Origin of the sequence: Paenibacillus qinlingensis, assembly GCF_031455095.1 — a bacterium.
Taxonomy (GTDB): domain Bacteria; phylum Bacillota; class Bacilli; order Paenibacillales; family NBRC-103111; genus Paenibacillus_E; species Paenibacillus_E qinlingensis_A.
This window is the reverse complement of record NZ_JAVDSB010000004.1, coordinates 441,635-458,982: the sequence shown is the minus strand read 5'-3', so window position 1 is coordinate 458,982 and position 17,348 is coordinate 441,635. Positions and strand designations below refer to the sequence as shown.

The 17,348-nt window shown below is 43.1% G+C and carries 12 protein-coding genes; 9 read left to right on the top strand and 3 right to left on the bottom strand.

Going from position 1 to position 17,348, the window contains the following annotated elements:
• Positions 1 to 4: 4 nt before the first annotated feature.
• Positions 5 to 592 (bottom strand): helix-turn-helix domain-containing protein, encoded by a 588-nt coding sequence (locus tag J2736_RS15295; protein WP_310499465.1) that lies wholly within the window; start codon positions 590 to 592, stop codon positions 5 to 7.
• A gap of 168 nt (positions 593 to 760) precedes the next feature.
• On the opposite strand from J2736_RS15295, the gene J2736_RS15290 reads away from it, so the two are divergent.
• Positions 761 to 949 (top strand): nucleoside triphosphate pyrophosphohydrolase family protein, encoded by a 189-nt coding sequence (locus J2736_RS15290; RefSeq protein WP_310499464.1) that lies wholly within the window; start codon positions 761 to 763, stop codon positions 947 to 949.
• 572 nt (positions 950 to 1,521) lie between these two features.
• Here the strand turns inward: J2736_RS15290 and J2736_RS15285 are convergent.
• On the bottom strand, positions 1,522 to 1,956 hold the full coding sequence (locus J2736_RS15285; protein ID WP_310499463.1) for a hypothetical protein: 435 nt from the start codon (positions 1,954 to 1,956) through the stop codon (positions 1,522 to 1,524).
• A 284-nt stretch (positions 1,957 to 2,240) separates the two neighbouring features.
• On the opposite strand from J2736_RS15285, the gene J2736_RS15280 reads away from it, so the two are divergent.
• The 5 genes from J2736_RS15280 to J2736_RS15260 all read left to right on the top strand — a co-directional run bounded on the left by J2736_RS15280 (position 2,241) and on the right by J2736_RS15260 (position 7,879).
• A complete protein-coding gene (locus J2736_RS15280; RefSeq protein WP_310499462.1) occupies positions 2,241 to 2,555 on the top strand; it encodes a P-loop NTPase family protein in 315 nt (104 codons plus the stop codon).
• A gap of 636 nt (positions 2,556 to 3,191) precedes the next feature.
• The gene (locus J2736_RS15275) at positions 3,192 to 4,430 is read left to right on the top strand and encodes an ABC-three component system protein (protein WP_310499461.1); all 1,239 of its coding nucleotides are present in this window, start codon (positions 3,192 to 3,194) and stop codon (positions 4,428 to 4,430) included.
• On the top strand, positions 4,427 to 4,945 hold the full coding sequence (locus J2736_RS15270; RefSeq protein WP_310499460.1) for an ABC-three component system middle component 4: 519 nt from the start codon (positions 4,427 to 4,429) through the stop codon (positions 4,943 to 4,945). Before J2736_RS15275 ends, J2736_RS15270 begins: the two co-directional genes overlap by 4 nt.
• Complete coding sequence (locus tag J2736_RS15265; protein ID WP_310499459.1) at positions 4,945 to 6,927, top strand: hypothetical protein; 1,983 nt, start codon at positions 4,945 to 4,947, stop codon at positions 6,925 to 6,927. The genes J2736_RS15270 and J2736_RS15265 overlap by 1 nt, the downstream gene beginning before the upstream one ends.
• Before the next feature lie 328 nt (positions 6,928 to 7,255).
• Complete coding sequence (locus J2736_RS15260; protein ID WP_397340830.1) at positions 7,256 to 7,879, top strand: DUF2971 domain-containing protein; 624 nt, start codon at positions 7,256 to 7,258, stop codon at positions 7,877 to 7,879.
• A 390-nt stretch (positions 7,880 to 8,269) separates the two neighbouring features.
• On the opposite strand, the gene J2736_RS15255 is transcribed toward J2736_RS15260, so the two are convergent.
• Complete coding sequence (locus J2736_RS15255) at positions 8,270 to 10,699, bottom strand: carbohydrate binding domain-containing protein (protein WP_310499457.1); 2,430 nt, start codon at positions 10,697 to 10,699, stop codon at positions 8,270 to 8,272.
• A gap of 190 nt (positions 10,700 to 10,889) precedes the next feature.
• On the opposite strand from J2736_RS15255, the gene J2736_RS15250 reads away from it, so the two are divergent.
• The 3 genes from J2736_RS15250 to J2736_RS15240 all read left to right on the top strand — a co-directional run bounded on the left by J2736_RS15250 (position 10,890) and on the right by J2736_RS15240 (position 17,225).
• Positions 10,890 to 11,795: an AraC family transcriptional regulator gene (locus J2736_RS15250; protein ID WP_310499456.1), complete on the top strand. Its 906-nt coding sequence runs from the start codon at positions 10,890 to 10,892 to the stop codon at positions 11,793 to 11,795.
• A 608-nt stretch (positions 11,796 to 12,403) separates the two neighbouring features.
• Positions 12,404 to 12,694, top strand: coding sequence for a hypothetical protein (locus tag J2736_RS15245; RefSeq protein WP_310499455.1), 291 nt, complete (start codon positions 12,404 to 12,406; stop codon positions 12,692 to 12,694).
• Positions 12,624 to 17,225: a fibronectin type III domain-containing protein gene (locus J2736_RS15240; RefSeq protein ID WP_310499454.1), complete on the top strand. Its 4,602-nt coding sequence runs from the start codon at positions 12,624 to 12,626 to the stop codon at positions 17,223 to 17,225. The genes J2736_RS15245 and J2736_RS15240 overlap by 71 nt, the downstream gene beginning before the upstream one ends.
• Positions 17,226 to 17,348 lie beyond the last annotated feature (123 nt).

Sequence of the window (17,348 nt, the reverse complement as noted above, 5' to 3'; positions counted from 1 at the left end):
CTCCTCATGCTTTCGGTTTGGGGTATACGGCAAGCAAAACTTGATAAGCTTCCTGTTCCTTGCTGCTTGAATAGCGTGTCACCAGCTGCCCAACCATTGCGGTGTATTCTTCAATGAATGACTGCCGCTCCTGCTCGGTGCATAGGTGGACTTGAAACTGTAAGGTCGCACTCGGAATAACGTCCCCGACATCGGACTCTTCCATGAGCAGCATGGCGTCTCGCCGAATTCGCTCGGAAGTCGTTATGAGATGTGCGAGTGAGCTTTGATCCTTCAGTTTTTGCAGAGTTTCAGGCTTCATGCTGAGAGACTCGGCGAGCACGAAGGTTTTGGCGATGGATCGGTACAGCACCTCGACTAAATTACGAACCTGGCGTGTGCCTACGCGTTGTACCAAGCCGGCTTTTTCCAACGCTTTGAGATGATAATTAATACGCTGAGCGGTCTCGCCTAATGTGCGCGCGACTTCCGTTGCGGATCCAGGTTCAAGTAGCTGAGCGATGATTTCACCACGAAGCGGATTGAGCAGCACCGTTGCCTGTTCGGGCGAATGGATGCAATAGCTGTCTTGGATATCTTTTTCTTGTGGCATGGAGAGGATAGCCTCCGTGTACAAAGTATTTGTTACGTAAAAATATTTTATTACGTGGAGAGAGGAATGTCAATGGGCGGGGGGGTACTACTACTACTACTACTACTACTACTACTACTACTACTACTACTACTACTACTACTACGAAAATAGGAATAGCGCTAGGTAGTGGTAAAGATACCGCAGCTTAGTTTTTATGGAATTACGAAAATAATAGAATTTACTCATTCGAATGAAGACGATGAGCTTGAAGTTGTGTATGGGTTATTGGAAAGTATGGAAGTCAGCATTGAGGACTTCGAGAAAGTTAGGTTAGCGAAGAAGGAAGAGAGAGGCGTATTTAGGGAAAAGCTGTAGTTGATTGGTGTGGAAGATTGAATACAATAACTCACAGCAATAGAAATGGTAGAGTACTGCTATTTCTATTGCTGCAACAAATGATCGGCATGAATTCAAAACACAATATAAAGTAACGATATTGAATTAGAGATATTTCTACTTAGGAAAATGATACTCCTATCGTACAACCAATTGTGAAAGTTATCTTATTTGTTCAAGGTACCTAGTACCTCACTTTGAAGTGTTACAATGGACTGATTTTTATCATAAGGTTTTACAATTTTAATGTTGTTAATTAATCGATACTCTCCATTTGACAACTTCTCTACCTCTTCAAAAATATATGAGTCTTTATATGTATTTATAAGAACCATTTTTTAGAATCAATAGTCGAAGTTAGATAGATAGATTCCTGATATGCCTTTAAATGCCCAAAATAGCTAAATAATAAACATAAATAAGTAATTAGAATACTGAGACTGTCGATTAATTCCCAAGCGTTTGCCCTACAATCGATTTTAATGAGTTAGTTCAAACCGAAAAAATACTTAATCGATTAGAAATGACTTGGCAGAACGATTCTCAGCTATTTAACGGAATTGGGACCCCTCAAAATAATTAATCGACAGTCTCATACTTAGAATTGCTATCAAAATTGTAAAAAATAAAGTGCTGCTATTTCTAGCTTGCTCAGTAGCAATATCAATTCCATGATTAATTTTTAGAAATATCCATCTCCCTAAATAAGATAAGATTGAAAGAACAACTGCTGCAACAAGATAAATCCAAAATTTTTCCCAGGTGGTATCTGCATCACTTAATAAAAAAGCGGTTAACAATATTAATAATAGAAAAGCAATGAATAAACCGAATTTTAATTTATTTAACAATATGATGGCTTTTCTGATAACAACTCCACTTCTTATTGATATAAAGAAGAAAGTTAATAATGTAATTATTGTTGAGATGATTCCGATATAAAAAACGTTCTCTAGTATGCTAGTAATATTAATCTCAATAAACATACTGGGTATTGAATAATAATCGTTGAAGCCTTCCTGATATTTGTAGTAAATAAATAAGACAGAAAGGTAAAAATGGGCACAAATATTACTGTTATCTCACCAAGTACTCTTCCTAAATGTTTTGAATTATGAGTATTTCTTTGATCTTCATTATTAACTGATTGAGTGTTTTCGCTTTGCATTAAGTCCCCTCCGTACAGTTGTATACGCAGAGAAAGAGCTTTTGTTTCAATATATAAAAGGGCTTTTAATATAAAAAGAATTATTGACGGCAATCGGATTTGATGATCAGCAATGGGGGTTATAGTGAATTTTCTAAGAAAGTAAAGTTATTCAGAAAATCAGATCAGGATATACTTTATGTAATAGGTAATTTTGGAGTGGGTAAGACGAGTGCTGCTTTAGAATATGTTAAAGAAAATGCTAGTAATAATGATATTTTATATTCTGCGTTAGCACTTCCGTCAACACTAAAAAAATTTGGAATTAATCTATTATCAAATCTTAGTATTACTTTTCAGAAACAAATGAATGCTGATCAAATAATTCAGCTAGTAGTAATCGCTTTAAAAACGCATGGAATAAGATGTTGTTTATAGACGCTTTTGAAAAAGTGTTTGTAAGCCATCATAAGGATTATGAGAGAATTGTTATATTTTTTAGTATTCTAAGCAGGATTTCTGAGGTTAAAATCGTTTTGTTTGCCTTCCTGAAATTCCTAAGTTGAGTAAACTGAAGTATGATTTTTATGAATTGGATCAAAGTAATCTTGCAATCAGTTAGTAGAAATATGCTTCCTTGTTTTTGTAATATGTAAAGTTTGTTATAAGTTAAATAATTAAAAGTCAGTGTGCCGCGGCATTACTGACTTTTTTACTATAGGGATCTCAATTAATATTCAATATGCTCTATTGACTTGCTGGATTTCTTTATTTCAAAACCAGTGTGTCACCCAGCATAAGAATGCCATCTAATGGTACTAACTTTGTCTAAAAAAGTTAAATAATTAGGACAACAATACCAGTTTTATTAAAAAATGACGGGATCGTTTGGACATAGGGAAACAATCTAGAACCGTACGAGTGTTCTGTATATTTGTTCAGTGTGTAATTCTTTATGAATTCTTTAACGTTTACTGCGTTTGTTCGACTGTATTCGACATTAAAATGTCATATCATAGGAATAAAGACTTAATTTTTTAATACTAGTTAGATAGATATGCGAGGGTTGGATGAATGGGTGCAATAGAATTCGTTTCAAAACAAAATAATAAAAACTTAGTATTATTTATTCACGGTTTTACTGGTAGTAATGAAACTTGGAAGAATGAACATGGAGAAGGATTTCCAAATATGCTTCTGGAAGAATCTGATATTCGTAACCAGTTTGACATAGCTTATATTTCATACTATACATCGCTAATAGATTTGTATGGCATTAAATCAAAGACTAATAAAATACTACGAATGTTTAATTTTTCCCCAGGAGCAGCTAAAAGGAATCTTGGGATTGAGAAGCTAGGAGAGTTTGTCCAAGCAGTTATTAGGTATCAATGTGAGCAATACGAAAATATAATTATTATTGCTCATAGTATGGGTGGACTTGTGGCCAAGTCTTATATTTTAAGTGAGCTTCTTGAGCAAGGAGAATTAGCAAAAGTAAAGCTGTTCATTTCTTTGGCTGTTCCCCACTTAGGTACTGATTGGTCAAAGTTGGGTGAGAAGTTATTTAAAAATGTTCAGGCGGTAGATTTAAATCCACTTAGTTCTGTCTTAACCCAAATTAACAGAGCATGGATTGAAAATTCAAATACTCCACTTACAGTTTGCTTTTATGGCCAATATGATGATGTTGTTACAGAGGAAAGTGCAATATTACTTCAGTCTAAGAAGCCAGAAAAAGTTCCTTGTGACGACGATCACAATACAATAACTAGACCAAGTAATAAGGAGCGATTAGTTTACGTCGCTGCAAGATCGGTGCTACAAAAATTCGCTAAAGCGTCGGTAACTAAACAGCCATTGCAAGTGCAGGAGTTTGTTGATCAAGGCCAGTTGGATGATGAGATATTCGTTATAAGATTACTGGTGGCAGATGTTCACAATTCTCAAATAAGTAGCGCTAAGCAGACATTTTTTAATGCTGAATATATGAGGAAAATACTAGTAAATCAAGGTGAGCAAGCCATTGCTTTATTAACAGATTTATATGTCAAAATTGAGTTCTTTTACTCAATTGCATTTGGAAAACTGATGAGCAACGAATTGAAGGACAGTAACCATTTGGTGACATATGTCCACGAACAGATTGTTAAGGAGCCAGAATTATTAAAATGTGCCATTCCACTATTAAGTAGTTTACATAAAACAGGCATGTTACATCAGCTTATGAATAAACTGGATAAAGATTTGTGGTGGGCACAGGGTCACAATATCCAAACAATTGAAGAGTTTAGAAAGGCGCGTGGGCTATGATAACGCTACCTTTTATTATTCCTGATAATGATTATAATCTTAGACTTGCAAGAATACTCATTGTAATTAATGAACTGGCTTATACTAAAAAAGGTAAATTTGTATTAAATTTAGACCGTTTATCAATGTACGATCACCTCTTAAAGAATCCTGTGCTACTTCAAGGAGTCTTAAATGCAGAAGGTCAGGGTAGACTAATGGAACTTAAAGATGAAGAAAAAGATACTATTGGCTCACTATTTCCTAATCGAGCTTCGTTGTATGACTCAGGAGCTATTAAGAGGATTCTATATTCACTATTTTATTGGGGATACGTATCCGCTGAACATGATAAGGAAGGGCATATTTTTTATTACTCAACTAATCCTGGAAAAGAGTTTCTTAGTGGGTTGGAATCGCCTTACTTTTTGAGAACCCAGTCACTAAGCAAAACATTAATTGTTCTTCAAAAATTATCAAATACCCAATTGCAGAAAATAATAAATTCAATAAATTATGGAGTGTTGTCAAAATAATGAAGAAAAACTTATCTCCCAAATTGATTATTAATAAGCTCATCTTAGTAGGTCGTGAAAAGGATTACCAAATTAATTTTTCTAAAGGACTAAATATTATTTACGGTGATTCAGATACTGGTAAGTCAAGTATATTAAATTTAATCGATTATTTATTAGGGGCAAGTGAAGTAGCCCTGTATGATGAAATTGAAATGCATGGTAAGTATGCTCTACTTGAGTTGGATTTAAATGGAGAAACTTATACGATTAAGCGAGACATTTTTGATAATAACGCTTTGGTTGAAGTCTTTCCTTCAACAATTGAGAGAATGGCTCAAGTCTTCCCGAAAGAATATGGTCCTCATCCGAGAAAAGAGTCTATAAATGGACATTTATCCCAGTTTTTATTGAATTCTTTGAATATTCCTCTTGTAAAGTTAAAACAGGCACCTTCAAAAGCTGATTCGAAAATGGCTCCTTTAAGTTTTCGTGATTTATTTAAATTTTGCTACCTTGATCAAGATGAAGTTGGGAATAAAGATATTTTAGATCAGAAAAATTTCTCTGTTTTTGTAAAGAACAAAGAAACCTTCAAATTTATGCATCACCTATTAGATGATAAAATAACGGTACTTCAGGAAGAGATTGGAGAAAAAAATCGAAGCAAACAGTCAATAAATCAACAATTTACTATTATCACATCTTTTCTAAGAGAGGCTAGATTAGAAACATCCGAATCACTAGAGTTCAAATTGTCCGATCTTAAGGATTCTTTGAGATTAATTGATTTGGAAATATCCGAAATCACTCATGTTATGAAGTTTAATAACGAACAAGATGAGGAGTTGCGTCGGCTTATTATTGTAAAGCAAAGTTACTTGGATGATTTAACAATGAATAAATTGTATAAAGAAACGCAAATTGATCAAAATTTGAGGTTGAAAAAGGACTATCAACAGGATATTGAGAAGTTATCAGCCTCAGTCGAGGTAATTAAGAAGATGCCCAATCATGAGTTAAATCATGTTAATTGCCCGATTTGTGATAGTGAATTGAAAGCAGCGCGATTTAATGAGCTTTTTAGTCACTATGATTCCTCAGCTATAGAACATGAAATAAAAAGTTTAAGAAATCGCGATAAAGAATTAGCTCTTTTGATTGAGCAGGATAGAGGGAATATTTTTGCTCTAGTTTCTGATATTGAAACAAATAAAGAAGAGATATTTAAAGCAAAACAACTTCTTGACATACAGACAAAGGAATTTGTATCTCCTTACATAACACAGAGGGATATTTTGAGTACAAGAAAAGGGGAAATTTCAGAAGAAATTAAACGAGTGGAATATTTACTCAAGCTTCGTAATCAGGTTAATGAACTTACTATTCGATCCGAGCAACTAGCAAGCCAAATTGATGAGTTATTAGCGAAACTCGAACACTTAACAAATAATGCACCTTCTATGGACGGAGTTCTGGGAAGTATTGGGGATTATCTTAATGATTTCCTAACTAGAATCCCAATTAAAAATGCTTATGGGATTAGTATTAGTAAAAATACACTTCTTCCAATTGTTAGAGAAAAAGACTATACCAAATTGACATCAGGTGGATTACGAACTTTGGTCTCAGTAGGATACTTATTAAGTATACTAAGAAATAGTTTGCATAGTGAAACCAATTATCCAAGTATTGTAATGATTGATACTGTTGGTAAATATATAGGAAAGACAAAATCAAAATATCAAGAACTAACTGATCAATCTGAAGACATTGTCGAAGGGCTAAATGATCCACTTAAGTACAATAACATCTTTGCTTATTTAAAAGAGATGTGTGACCAGTTGCTAGAAACCTATGATTTTCAAATTATTATTGTTGATAATGATTTACCAGAGAATCTCGAAGATCAATTGGAGCAGTATGTGGTTAAAAAGTTTAGTGTAGTTCCTCGAGAGGGTTATGATATCGGGCTTGTTAATAATGCGAAACCCAGAAGATAACGACATTGAGAGGCAAATAAATGCTATATTATGATGCACCTTGTAATATGAAGGTGCTTTTTTAATTCAATTTATTTGGAATTATCTGAAAATTTTCTTACCTCAAAATAATTTTAAGCTATACTAAAAATAGATATCCATTTATATTTCTGGTCACATTTTTGAAGAATATGTAGAGCAAGTTGAAGCTGGAGGAAGCAAAATTGATTGATTATAATGAGTTTTTAATCGCATCAGGATTATCAGCCAATACAAAGTTATATCGATATATTAATATTAAACAATTTATTTCATTAATTGAAAGTAAAAAACCTATTTAACTAGAGTTATAGATTGGGAGGATACATGGGAATCACCGCTTAGGAATATTAGTGTAGATTTCGATGGAGAATCAGATGTCTATGGAACCCATTTTACTTTTGAAAATATTTATGGCCAATGTTGGAGCTTAAATGGTGAATCTGATGCTCTCTGGAGGATATATTCACCGAATAAAGATGGGATAATGATACAAACTACAGTTGAGAAATTAGCAACTATTAAAGGTATAGAAGTGGGATTAATTGCATCAGTCGTATATTATGATGATTTAGAAGATGGGCATATAGAAGCTTCAGAAATTTCCATTGTCGAGGACTTTGACTTTGTAGGATCACTTTTAAAACGCAATGCCTTTAATCACGAACAAGAAGTGAGACTATTAGCACAATTTATAGATATCCAGGAAGACAATAAAAATATACTTTTAGATTTGGATCCAAATGAGCTTATTGATTCAATTGTTTTGGATCCCAGATGTGAGGATTGGTATCACGAAGCAATAAAAGGATATTGTATGAGATCAGGCTTGTGTGTCCCTGAGAAATCTATGTTGTATAAGAACAATATTAATGAAGTAACTACACTTAAGTTTACTTTGACGCAAGATCCCCCGGATGAGGTACTAGAATAGTTTTTTTGTTTGAAACTGAAATCAACTCTGGAAAAACAAAGTGGAGTATCGTGGGTATTGGCAACACTGTATGTTCATTTGCCAGAAGTACTTCAAAACTTATTTGTAATGGGGGGTTCCACCTGAAAACACCACTTCAAAACTTAATTTGTAAATCAATTTTTTAAGAAAAGCCAGCAAACTCTATGTTTGCTGGCTTCTTGCACTTCAAAACTTATTTGTCACCCAACACTACAGTTATTGCGAGACCCTTATTGGTCTCGAACGGCTGCGAAACGGCTAGGTGTCAAGTTGACTGCACCTAGACAAAATCACTATGTGTGGTAACATTCAGACATGAAGAAAGCCTGCGAAACTTCGCAGGCTTCTTCTATTCTATCTGGTCAAGGATTAGAATGCGTACCGCCACAGATTGTCTGCATTCTTGAAGTAAAGATTGCCGAATTCATCCTGGGCGATGCCGCTTGCGTTTACCGGGGTAGAGATTGTGGACACGGCATCTGTTGCACTGTCGATAACGAAGAGGTTGCCGCCAATCGAGCCGTACAAATCGCCCCATTTGCCGATCAGCATATGCCCGTCGAAGAACACGAAGCTTTGCTGGCCGACGGTGTAATTGATCGGGAACTTCTGTCCTTTATTGGTAACGGTGTTCGTAGACGGATCATACTTCATTAGGTAACCTTCCGCCCAGAACATAATTTTGTTGTTGGAATCAAGTGACACAGAGGTGATCGCTTGAATCTCACTGGAGCCTACACCTGGCAGCGTATAAGTGTTGACGGCGCCGGTCGCTACGTTGTAACGGAAGAACTTCGCCTGCGACGTCGTCGGGGTGCTACCGTTGCCACCCCAGATCGAGGTGCCGCCGTACACATAGCCGTTGTAGTAGGCAAGTGCGATGACCGCTTGATCGTTGACTATGTTGCGGATCGTGTTGACGGCGCCGGTTGCAATGTCATAGACCGTCAAGGCTCCTCCCAGGTGGCCGTACCCAGGGACGGTCCCGACGAACAGCTTGCCGTCACCGGCCGCCAAGCCGAACGGTCGATCCTGTTCGTCGCCGCTGAGCTCGAACAACTGGTTCTTCACTCCTGTAATCGGATCATAATCATAAATACGAGCCCCCGGATACACGCCTTGGTACAACTTATCATTGTATGTGATCATGTTCTCGGCTTGCCCGAAGCCGAACTTCGTTTCGTCCAGATCGCCACGGATCGGTGAGTACACTCCGAGACCACCGGTCAGGTAGCCGGCTGTATAAATTTTGCCGTCCGGTCCTTCCGTCATGCTGCGAATCGATGTGGACGTATCCGGGAAGTCAAGCACGGTGGTCGAAGTGGCGCCGGTTTGAATGTTGTACTTGAACAGCTTCATCTCCCCGCTGACATACCCCAGTGTTACAACCGTGTAACCCGGCCAGTTCGTTTGGTCCGTCAATTGGACGACGCCAATATCGGCTGCTACATTCGTTCCAAGGTTGAAGCCGAGGGAAGTGGTTATTTTAGCTACGATGTCATACTCATGCAGAATGCTGTCAGCGGTATAGTACACCTTGTTGTTCACAGCATTGGAGACGCCTAGCGAGTGAACGGCCGAGATTTCTTTGTCCAGTGTCACGGTAGGAGCGGCGCCGGTGTTATGGACGACGTTCAGGACGATCATCTTGTTGCTCTCTTTCAGCTGAGCGAATACCTTGCCGCCCGTATAATCCAACGAGTACACCCAAGTTTCCCCACTATAGGCGCTAGGCAGGATGTTGTATCGATTCCCGGTATCATTATCGAAATACATCAGTCGACCGTCGGTGCCGGTACCGAGATAGGTGCGGTTGTTCGCTATGTCATAAGCCATGCTGCGCACGTACGTTTCCCCAGCGGCAACCGGATTGGATGCTTGAATTTCGAAAAAACCATTGGTGCTATCCCACTTGAAAAACTTCGCATTCGGAGCTGTTCCCCCGAAGACCTTGCCACCTGCGCCGGCGGCTAGTGCATAAATGTGGTTCTGGCCTGATAAGGCAACACCCAGATCTACTACGTTCGCGGCTCCCGGCGTATATTGATACAAGCGGCCAGTGTTGGGGGTACCCATGTAGATTTTGTTGTCGGTCGCTCGTATCGCCGCCCAAGCTACGCCGGAGCCATTCAAGGGCTTCGAGGTGACGACCGTGTTATTGTTGTAATCGACAATCGTCATTTTGGCCGGCACACCGGTTGGATTGGATGTCGAACCGTCAGCGACCGCATAGATGACTCCGTTGCCGGATCCATCAACCCCGAAGACAGCCGAGTGAAGCTGAGCTTCGCCAAACACTTGCTCGCCGAGATCAGTAAAGGCGGAGGTCAAGTAAATATCGTCCCAATAAGCCGTACCCGTATTCGCGGCGCTTGAGGATACAAGTGCTGTGGCATATGCGGCGTTGGATGGAGAAGTTGCTTTTGCTTTCAAATACGTCCATTCATTAGTCGGCGAGTTTTTGGACGCAACGGTGCTTGAAATATAATTCTGGCTACTGTCATAGAATCGGATGGACAAGTCCGCAGTGCCGCTCTGAATATATGCCCATCCATAGACCATGTAGATCGTGTTGGAAGAAATGGCGATTTTGGCGCTTTCGAGTCCGTACTGCGTGGTGGTGACGTTGTCGGTAATTTTGGCGCTGGATGTGCCGGAATGCTTTTGCGTAGTGCTGGAACTTTGCCCACTTGTCCCACCCCATGTGGACCAACCGGTGAGACCGTTCTCAAAACTGAAATTGCTAATTAATTTGTCTGCAGCACCTGCTGACTGAACCCCCCACAAACCAGCAAGCATAGCTAAAAGGGTCCAGATGCCTAGCAACTTCTTAATCATATTAATAATCGCCTCCTACAAGGAATTAATCTAATTATGAACCGAAGAAAGTACGACTAGAATGGACATTGCATGTCAGAATATGGACAGATCATGCTATGCTAGATATATGGACAATTTGTTCAAATTTATTCGCTCAGGGAGGGAATTCATGTTATACGAGGCTCCGAATTACGATACGATCCACATTCCTAACATGGATTCGGCATTTAAGATCTATCAGTCACATTGGAGGAAGACACTTGTTCCTTGGTGGACCTATCCTCTTAACTTCCCCATATTCGAACTCAATGTTCTCTTAGAGGGTGTTCAAGATGTTCAAGTTGGAGACCAAACTTTTGAGATGCTAGAGGGTGATCTGTTAATCATTAAGCCCGGCATGAGGCGTCAAATCATTGGTACCCGTGAGAAGCCGATTACATACTTCACTTTGCATTTCGACGTGGAGGATTATATGCTTCGCACGATCCTCATTCAGCATCGTAGCGGTCTGCATAGACGAGATTCCGCACTAGAGAGGGAGATTCGCGTACCATTCGAGCAGCTGATCCATATGCTGCAGCACAATCGCGGTCAAGATATGCGACATCCGGCTATCCGCTTGAAGTTGATTTCCCAGCTATTCTCCTTGTTCGCGATTCTAGGTAGTTTCAATGAAACACCTGCTGAGCATGGAATGGATCCTTCTGGAAACATAATTGCTTATAGGATGGCCGAACAGATCGAGCTCGCAGTCAAGGGCGGCAGCATTGGCGCTCGTACTGGACAGATTGCCAAACGGACAATAACCCTAATGGCAGATGAACTAGGTTACAGTCCCTCCTATTGCTATCGGGTATTTCGTAGAATATTCGGTATGTCACCGCAAGCTTATATGTCCAATATGATTCTTCATCAATCTAGACTTGAGCTTAACAACACCGAACAATCCCTCGATCAAATCGCAGCGAAGCTTGGCTTTCAGGACGGTCTGCATTTCAGCAAACAATTCAAACGATGGACAGGATGCTCCCCTACTGCTTACCGACGTAAACATATGGAATTCCAATTTAAATAGAAACGAAAGGATAAGATTAGGATTAATTCCAACCCTTGATGCATAGTCCAAAGTTATTCGAAGAAAGACATCATAATATTCCTATTTATATCCAGTTCATATAGGGATCGCATATGTACCTCAGGGGGGAGGAATGTGATGTCTACCACACTAAGTTCAAACACAACCAACCATCTATCATCTGATGAAGCCATCCATGACCGAATAAGCCCCTTTTTAGATAAGAATGAACTCGTTCTCAGAACTACATTTGACAATTGTTACGATATTGCCTTTCGTCGTGTTCAAATTTTCGGACAATAGAGACGCCTCGTCCAGGATTGGGGTGGACCGCTTGCTAAAAAGGATACCTACAACAATTTATATGGGGCAATCAGAAGTAGATGAAGCTCAAGTATTCCCTGTAGGCGAACGAGCGGCTACGTCTGTGATGGCAGCTACCCTATTAAGTTACCAAAAAGTCAACTGCACCAAAGCGTTTTCTGCGTTTGTAAGAGTACTTCAAAACCTATTTGCCACCCTATACTTGACTTGTAGGTGAGTCCTATAAGTTTTTGTAATTAGGATTTATTGTAGAAGGTGTGCTGACAACATCTACCATCAGGACAATGAAATTTATCGGGGTGACATATGATTTACGTTATGCACAGGCGGTGTTCAAAGCAATGCGAATTTTTGATGATATATTTCCGATAGGCTTTTACCTTAGAATAAGCTTGCCTGTATTCGAATGGATTAATGCAACAAGTAGAAAGGGGGCTGCGGGCACGCATGCCAGGAATCAGGCAAACGCATTCGTACGATTGACTAAGGAGGAGAGCGTTGCATATGGCTTTGACTCAAAGATCGAAGAAGTGGAGTTGGTTTGTTTATTTGCTGATTTTATCGCTTGTTTTTAGTGGTATGACATTTGGGTCCCTGTCGGCTCGCGCATCCGCTGCTTCATTTGTGGGGACGGATACGACTACGAAAGGGAATTGGGTGGGCGCGTACGGGAGTGAAGGCTATGTATTGCCGTATTACACGACAACTGCAATGAACAATAGGGATACGCCGCCTGCTGCTGATGTTGCGCAGCTGCCTTCTTATGTTAGCGCTTACAGCAAAACAGGATCCAACTATTGGGTCTCTGGCAATCAGGCGGACCCACGAGGTCTGCAATCGCCGGACGGCAGTACGCGTAAAAGGTTTCCGGTATATACGTACAGCACCATGTCCTTTTCGTTTACATTATCGGACAGCGCAACGCATCAATTCTCCGTGTACACGACTGACTTCGGATCGACGGAGACGATCCAGATGGGGTTCGAATTGCGCGACGCTGGCGGAGCGGTGCTCGATTCCCGGACGATATCGACCATTAACGGCGGCAAATACGTGACTTATCGCGTGCAGGGCAGCTTTAAGCTGGTCGTTACGCTGCAAGCCGGTTCGCAAGCGCCTGTGCAGGGCTTTTTCTTCGATGCACCGGCCGTACCGGATACGTCGGCGCCGGTATGGCCATCAGGTAGCTCATTGACCGCGTCGCAGGAGTCACCGTCTGGCGTTCATCTAGCTTGGAATGCGGCAACAGACAATCGCAGCGTGACCCAGTACCGTATCAATCGCAATGGTACGCAGCTTGCAACTGTAGGGAGCAGCGTCTATACCTACGATGTGACAGGGCTTGTGCCGGAGACAGGGTACACGTTCCAGGTGCAGGCAGGCGACGCAGCTGGCAATTGGAGCGAGGACGGACCAATCGTAACGGCCATGACCACGCCTGTTCCGACCTACTTTTTGGGGCAGGATACGATGACCAAGGGCAATTGGATCAGCACCTATGGTGGTGACGGATACATTTTGCCGTTTTTTACCGCCACGACTGCATCCGGCAAGGACGCGACGACACCGGCGCATATCGCGAGTCTCCCATCTTATGTAAGTGCTTATACACTCGGGGGCAGCAATGGCTATAATGTCGTACAGAATCCATCTTCCGACGTGCGCGCGCTTTGGATGCCGGACGGCAGCATCCGCAAAATGATGGCAGTCTATACGTACACTACGCTGACGCATTCGTTTACGTTGACGGACAACACCCCTCATCAGGTGAGCTTCTACACGACGGACTTCGGGTCGACGGAAGTGAATGTCGAGAAGTTTGAACTGCTTGACGCAAGCGGCAATGTGCTGGATGCGCAGACGGTTGATACGATTAACGGCGGCAAATATGTCTCTTATCTGGTGAGAGGCACCTTCAAGCTGCGGTTTACGAAGCTTGCCGGCACGCAAGCGAATGTAGAAGGCATCTTCTTCGATACGCCGATAGCGCCGACCGTGTCGGATCTGCAGGCCGTAATTGCCGGCACGCGTCAGGTAGCTTTGACGTGGACGGCTACGGGAAGCGACGATACCATCCTCCTGCGTAAAAAGCAGGGCGAAGCCGATTTTACCCGAATCGGAAGCGTAAGTTCAGGCACGAGCACGTACGTCGATTCCAATCTAGAGCCGGGCGTCGTGTATCAATACGGTATTCGTACCATTCGCCAATTCCGCTATTCGGACATTGCAGCACGCGCATCGGTTGCGATTCCTGCGTATGAAGCGACCAGTCTGAAATTTGAAGACACATCGCTGGTCGTCGATCATCCGAACGAAACCGTGCAGCTTCGTGCCATTCTGAAGGACAGCGCCGGTGCTCCGCTCGTAGGCCAGTCCGTTTCGTTTGAGCTGGAAGGTGCTTATGTTGGCACTTATATTGACAAGAATATTGGTTCAGGCGTTACGGATGCAAACGGTGCGGCAACGATCGATTATACACCGCTGTATGCAGGTTCTTATACGATCAAGGCTGATTTTGCTGTTGACGATGCCCAATTGTTGACGGGAAGCATGGACGCGATTCCGCTAATCGTCCAAGTAGAGGCTTGGGAGCAGCCTCCCGTTGTGCTGCGCATATCCGACGCGGTTGCTCCCGGCACGCTGTTTACCGTTTCCGGCTACGGCATGACTGCTTCCGAAGTCGAAGTTGCCATCGACGACTACGCGGAACTTGACGCCAACGCGCCGTCCGCCGGCGCTCGCACGCTGGATGTCGTGCAGACGGATGACCAGGGCGCGTTTGTCGTATCGCGCTTGCCCGAAGACATGAATCCTGGCGCATATGCCGTATGGATTCGTAACGCATACGGTTGGAGCGAGGCAAAGTCGTTGAACGATCCCCGTCCACAGTTTATATCAGAGCGGGAGGCGTTTGAAGGGCAGGAGATCAAGCTTGTTGGCCGCAATTTTGATGCACGGGAATTCGGTGGTGCGGCCGCCGATTCGGCGATCAGGCTGAAGAGCGCTGCCGGTAGTGTGTACGAAATGCCGATTACCGAGCTGAATCCGTTTGCTGTCACATTCACCGTCAATCAAGTTCCAACGCAAGCGTATTGGGTTGAGGTGCGCAATCACGCAGACGGCAATTGGGTGCGGCTGAATAACGGTCAACTGTTGACCGTAACGGAAGCAGGCGATGATCCGCTGGGGCTAGGCGTCGCCTGGGCCGCTAATTTCCACTGGAACGACGTGTACGATGTGACGGATTACGGTGCGACCGCCGACGGAACAACCGATGACACCGCTTCGGTGCAAAACGCCGTCGACCAGGCGCATGAAGACGGAGGCGGCGTTGTATGGTTCCCGAATGGAACTTATCGGGTATCAACGATACGGCTCCCGGCTGGCGTCGTGCTCCTGGGCGAAAGCCAGACGGATACGGTGCTCGCCTATGCCGGTACCAGCACCGGCACGCTGATCGTTTCGTCCGGAGATGGCCAGACTGCCGGTCGTGCAGGTGTGGCGCGCATGACACTGGACGTATTCAATCCATCGGTCTATCCGGATTTCTTCATCTGGCTTGGCCATGCATGGGGAGCTACGGTGACGGACAATTCGCTTCGAACCGCAAGTGAACTATTCGTTGCAGAAGTCAGCATCGATACACCGCTGGAGGCAATGACGGGTAAAGCGAGTGCCCTCGGCATCATTGCCGACGAGCATGTGTCTATTGTTCGTAATAATTTCAAAGGCAGGGCGGCGAGCATTGTGACGGGCTATGTCAACGCCTATGCTCAGGTGCTGGGCAATACGTTCGAATACGCAAGCGGAGCTACCCACATGCTGGCCCGTTATGTGATCGATGAGAACAATCATTTGATCGGGCACCCGATGGACGGTTTAGACATCCATGGCTTCAATGTCAAATCAGATTACTATGTGGCGGGTAACATTATGGAAGGAATTGGTACGCAGGAACGTGATAACAACGACGGCGAGATTGTATTGAATGAATCGCCAAGCGGCACGTTCAATTATGGCGAAGTATTGGGGGCTGCGGGTTCAGAGCTGACCGTAGCGCCAGTCGCCCCGCTCAGTGTTGGAGCAACGGTGAGCGGCAACGTCTACAGCTATCCGCATCGTTACGGCCAATTGGCGGTCATCATCCTAGGGGGCCGGGGAATCGGGCAAGTGCGCGATGTGACGCAAGTGATCGGGAATACGATGACGGTGGCAGCGCCTTGGGATGTTACGCCGGACCGGACGAGTAAGTTTTCGTTCATTGTTCCTAATGCCAGGGGGACAGTGTACCGGAATACCGGCATGGACAGCAGGGGTCCGATTTCTTTGTATGGCAACGCATTTGATAACGTTGTAGCTGACAATGTGCTCACCAATATGGGCGGAGCCGTTACCTATGGCTTCAACTCGCAGGCACAGCGTCGATTAAACAATACGTATTTTACGCGTTTCGATAACAATACGTTAATCGATACCCTAGCAGGAACGAGCTTTGGATTAGGGGTGCAAGCGGATAACACAGCCTATGCAGTGGAAGCTTTCGGCAGCGAATTCCGCAATAACCGACTGGTGGCCGATCAGAATGAGGATGCTTCAGGCTTCTTCATCCGAGCCGTGAAAGGCAGTACGTTCGATGTGCCGGTCGTTAGAAATACCATTATTGAGAATAACAAGTTTGTCAATTTGAAAACAGGGATTTCGCTGACGCAAGCGATTTACGGTCAGGTGCTGAGCGGTAATAGCTTCACGAACGTCACTACGCCGCTCGTGGATGCAGGCTCTCTCAACACGGTCACAACTGCCAAGGCATACACAGATGTGAGAGCTCCTTATTGGCCGGGAGGCAGCGGCGGATTGTCCGCTGTTAACGTGACATCCACGGAAGCGGAGTTGCACTGGCCTTCGGCTGTTGATACATCTGGTGCGGTTGTATCGTACCGCATCTATGCAGGCGGAGTCCTACTTGATACGGTAACCAATGTTACGTCCTATTCGGTTAACGACTTGCTGCCGGCAACAGCATATACATTCCAGGTAGTAGCTGTTGATGCGGCAGGCAACTCAGTTCGTGATCCCTTGATCGGTTCCACGGTTACACTTCCTTGATTGCAAGATCACTCCAAATTCTTGGGGGAAGCTGTCTATGCGGCACTCCAAAAAAATGACCATTGAAATGAAATCGGCATTGGCTTACGGTTGGAGCCGAACATAAGACTGAAGGAGGAACAG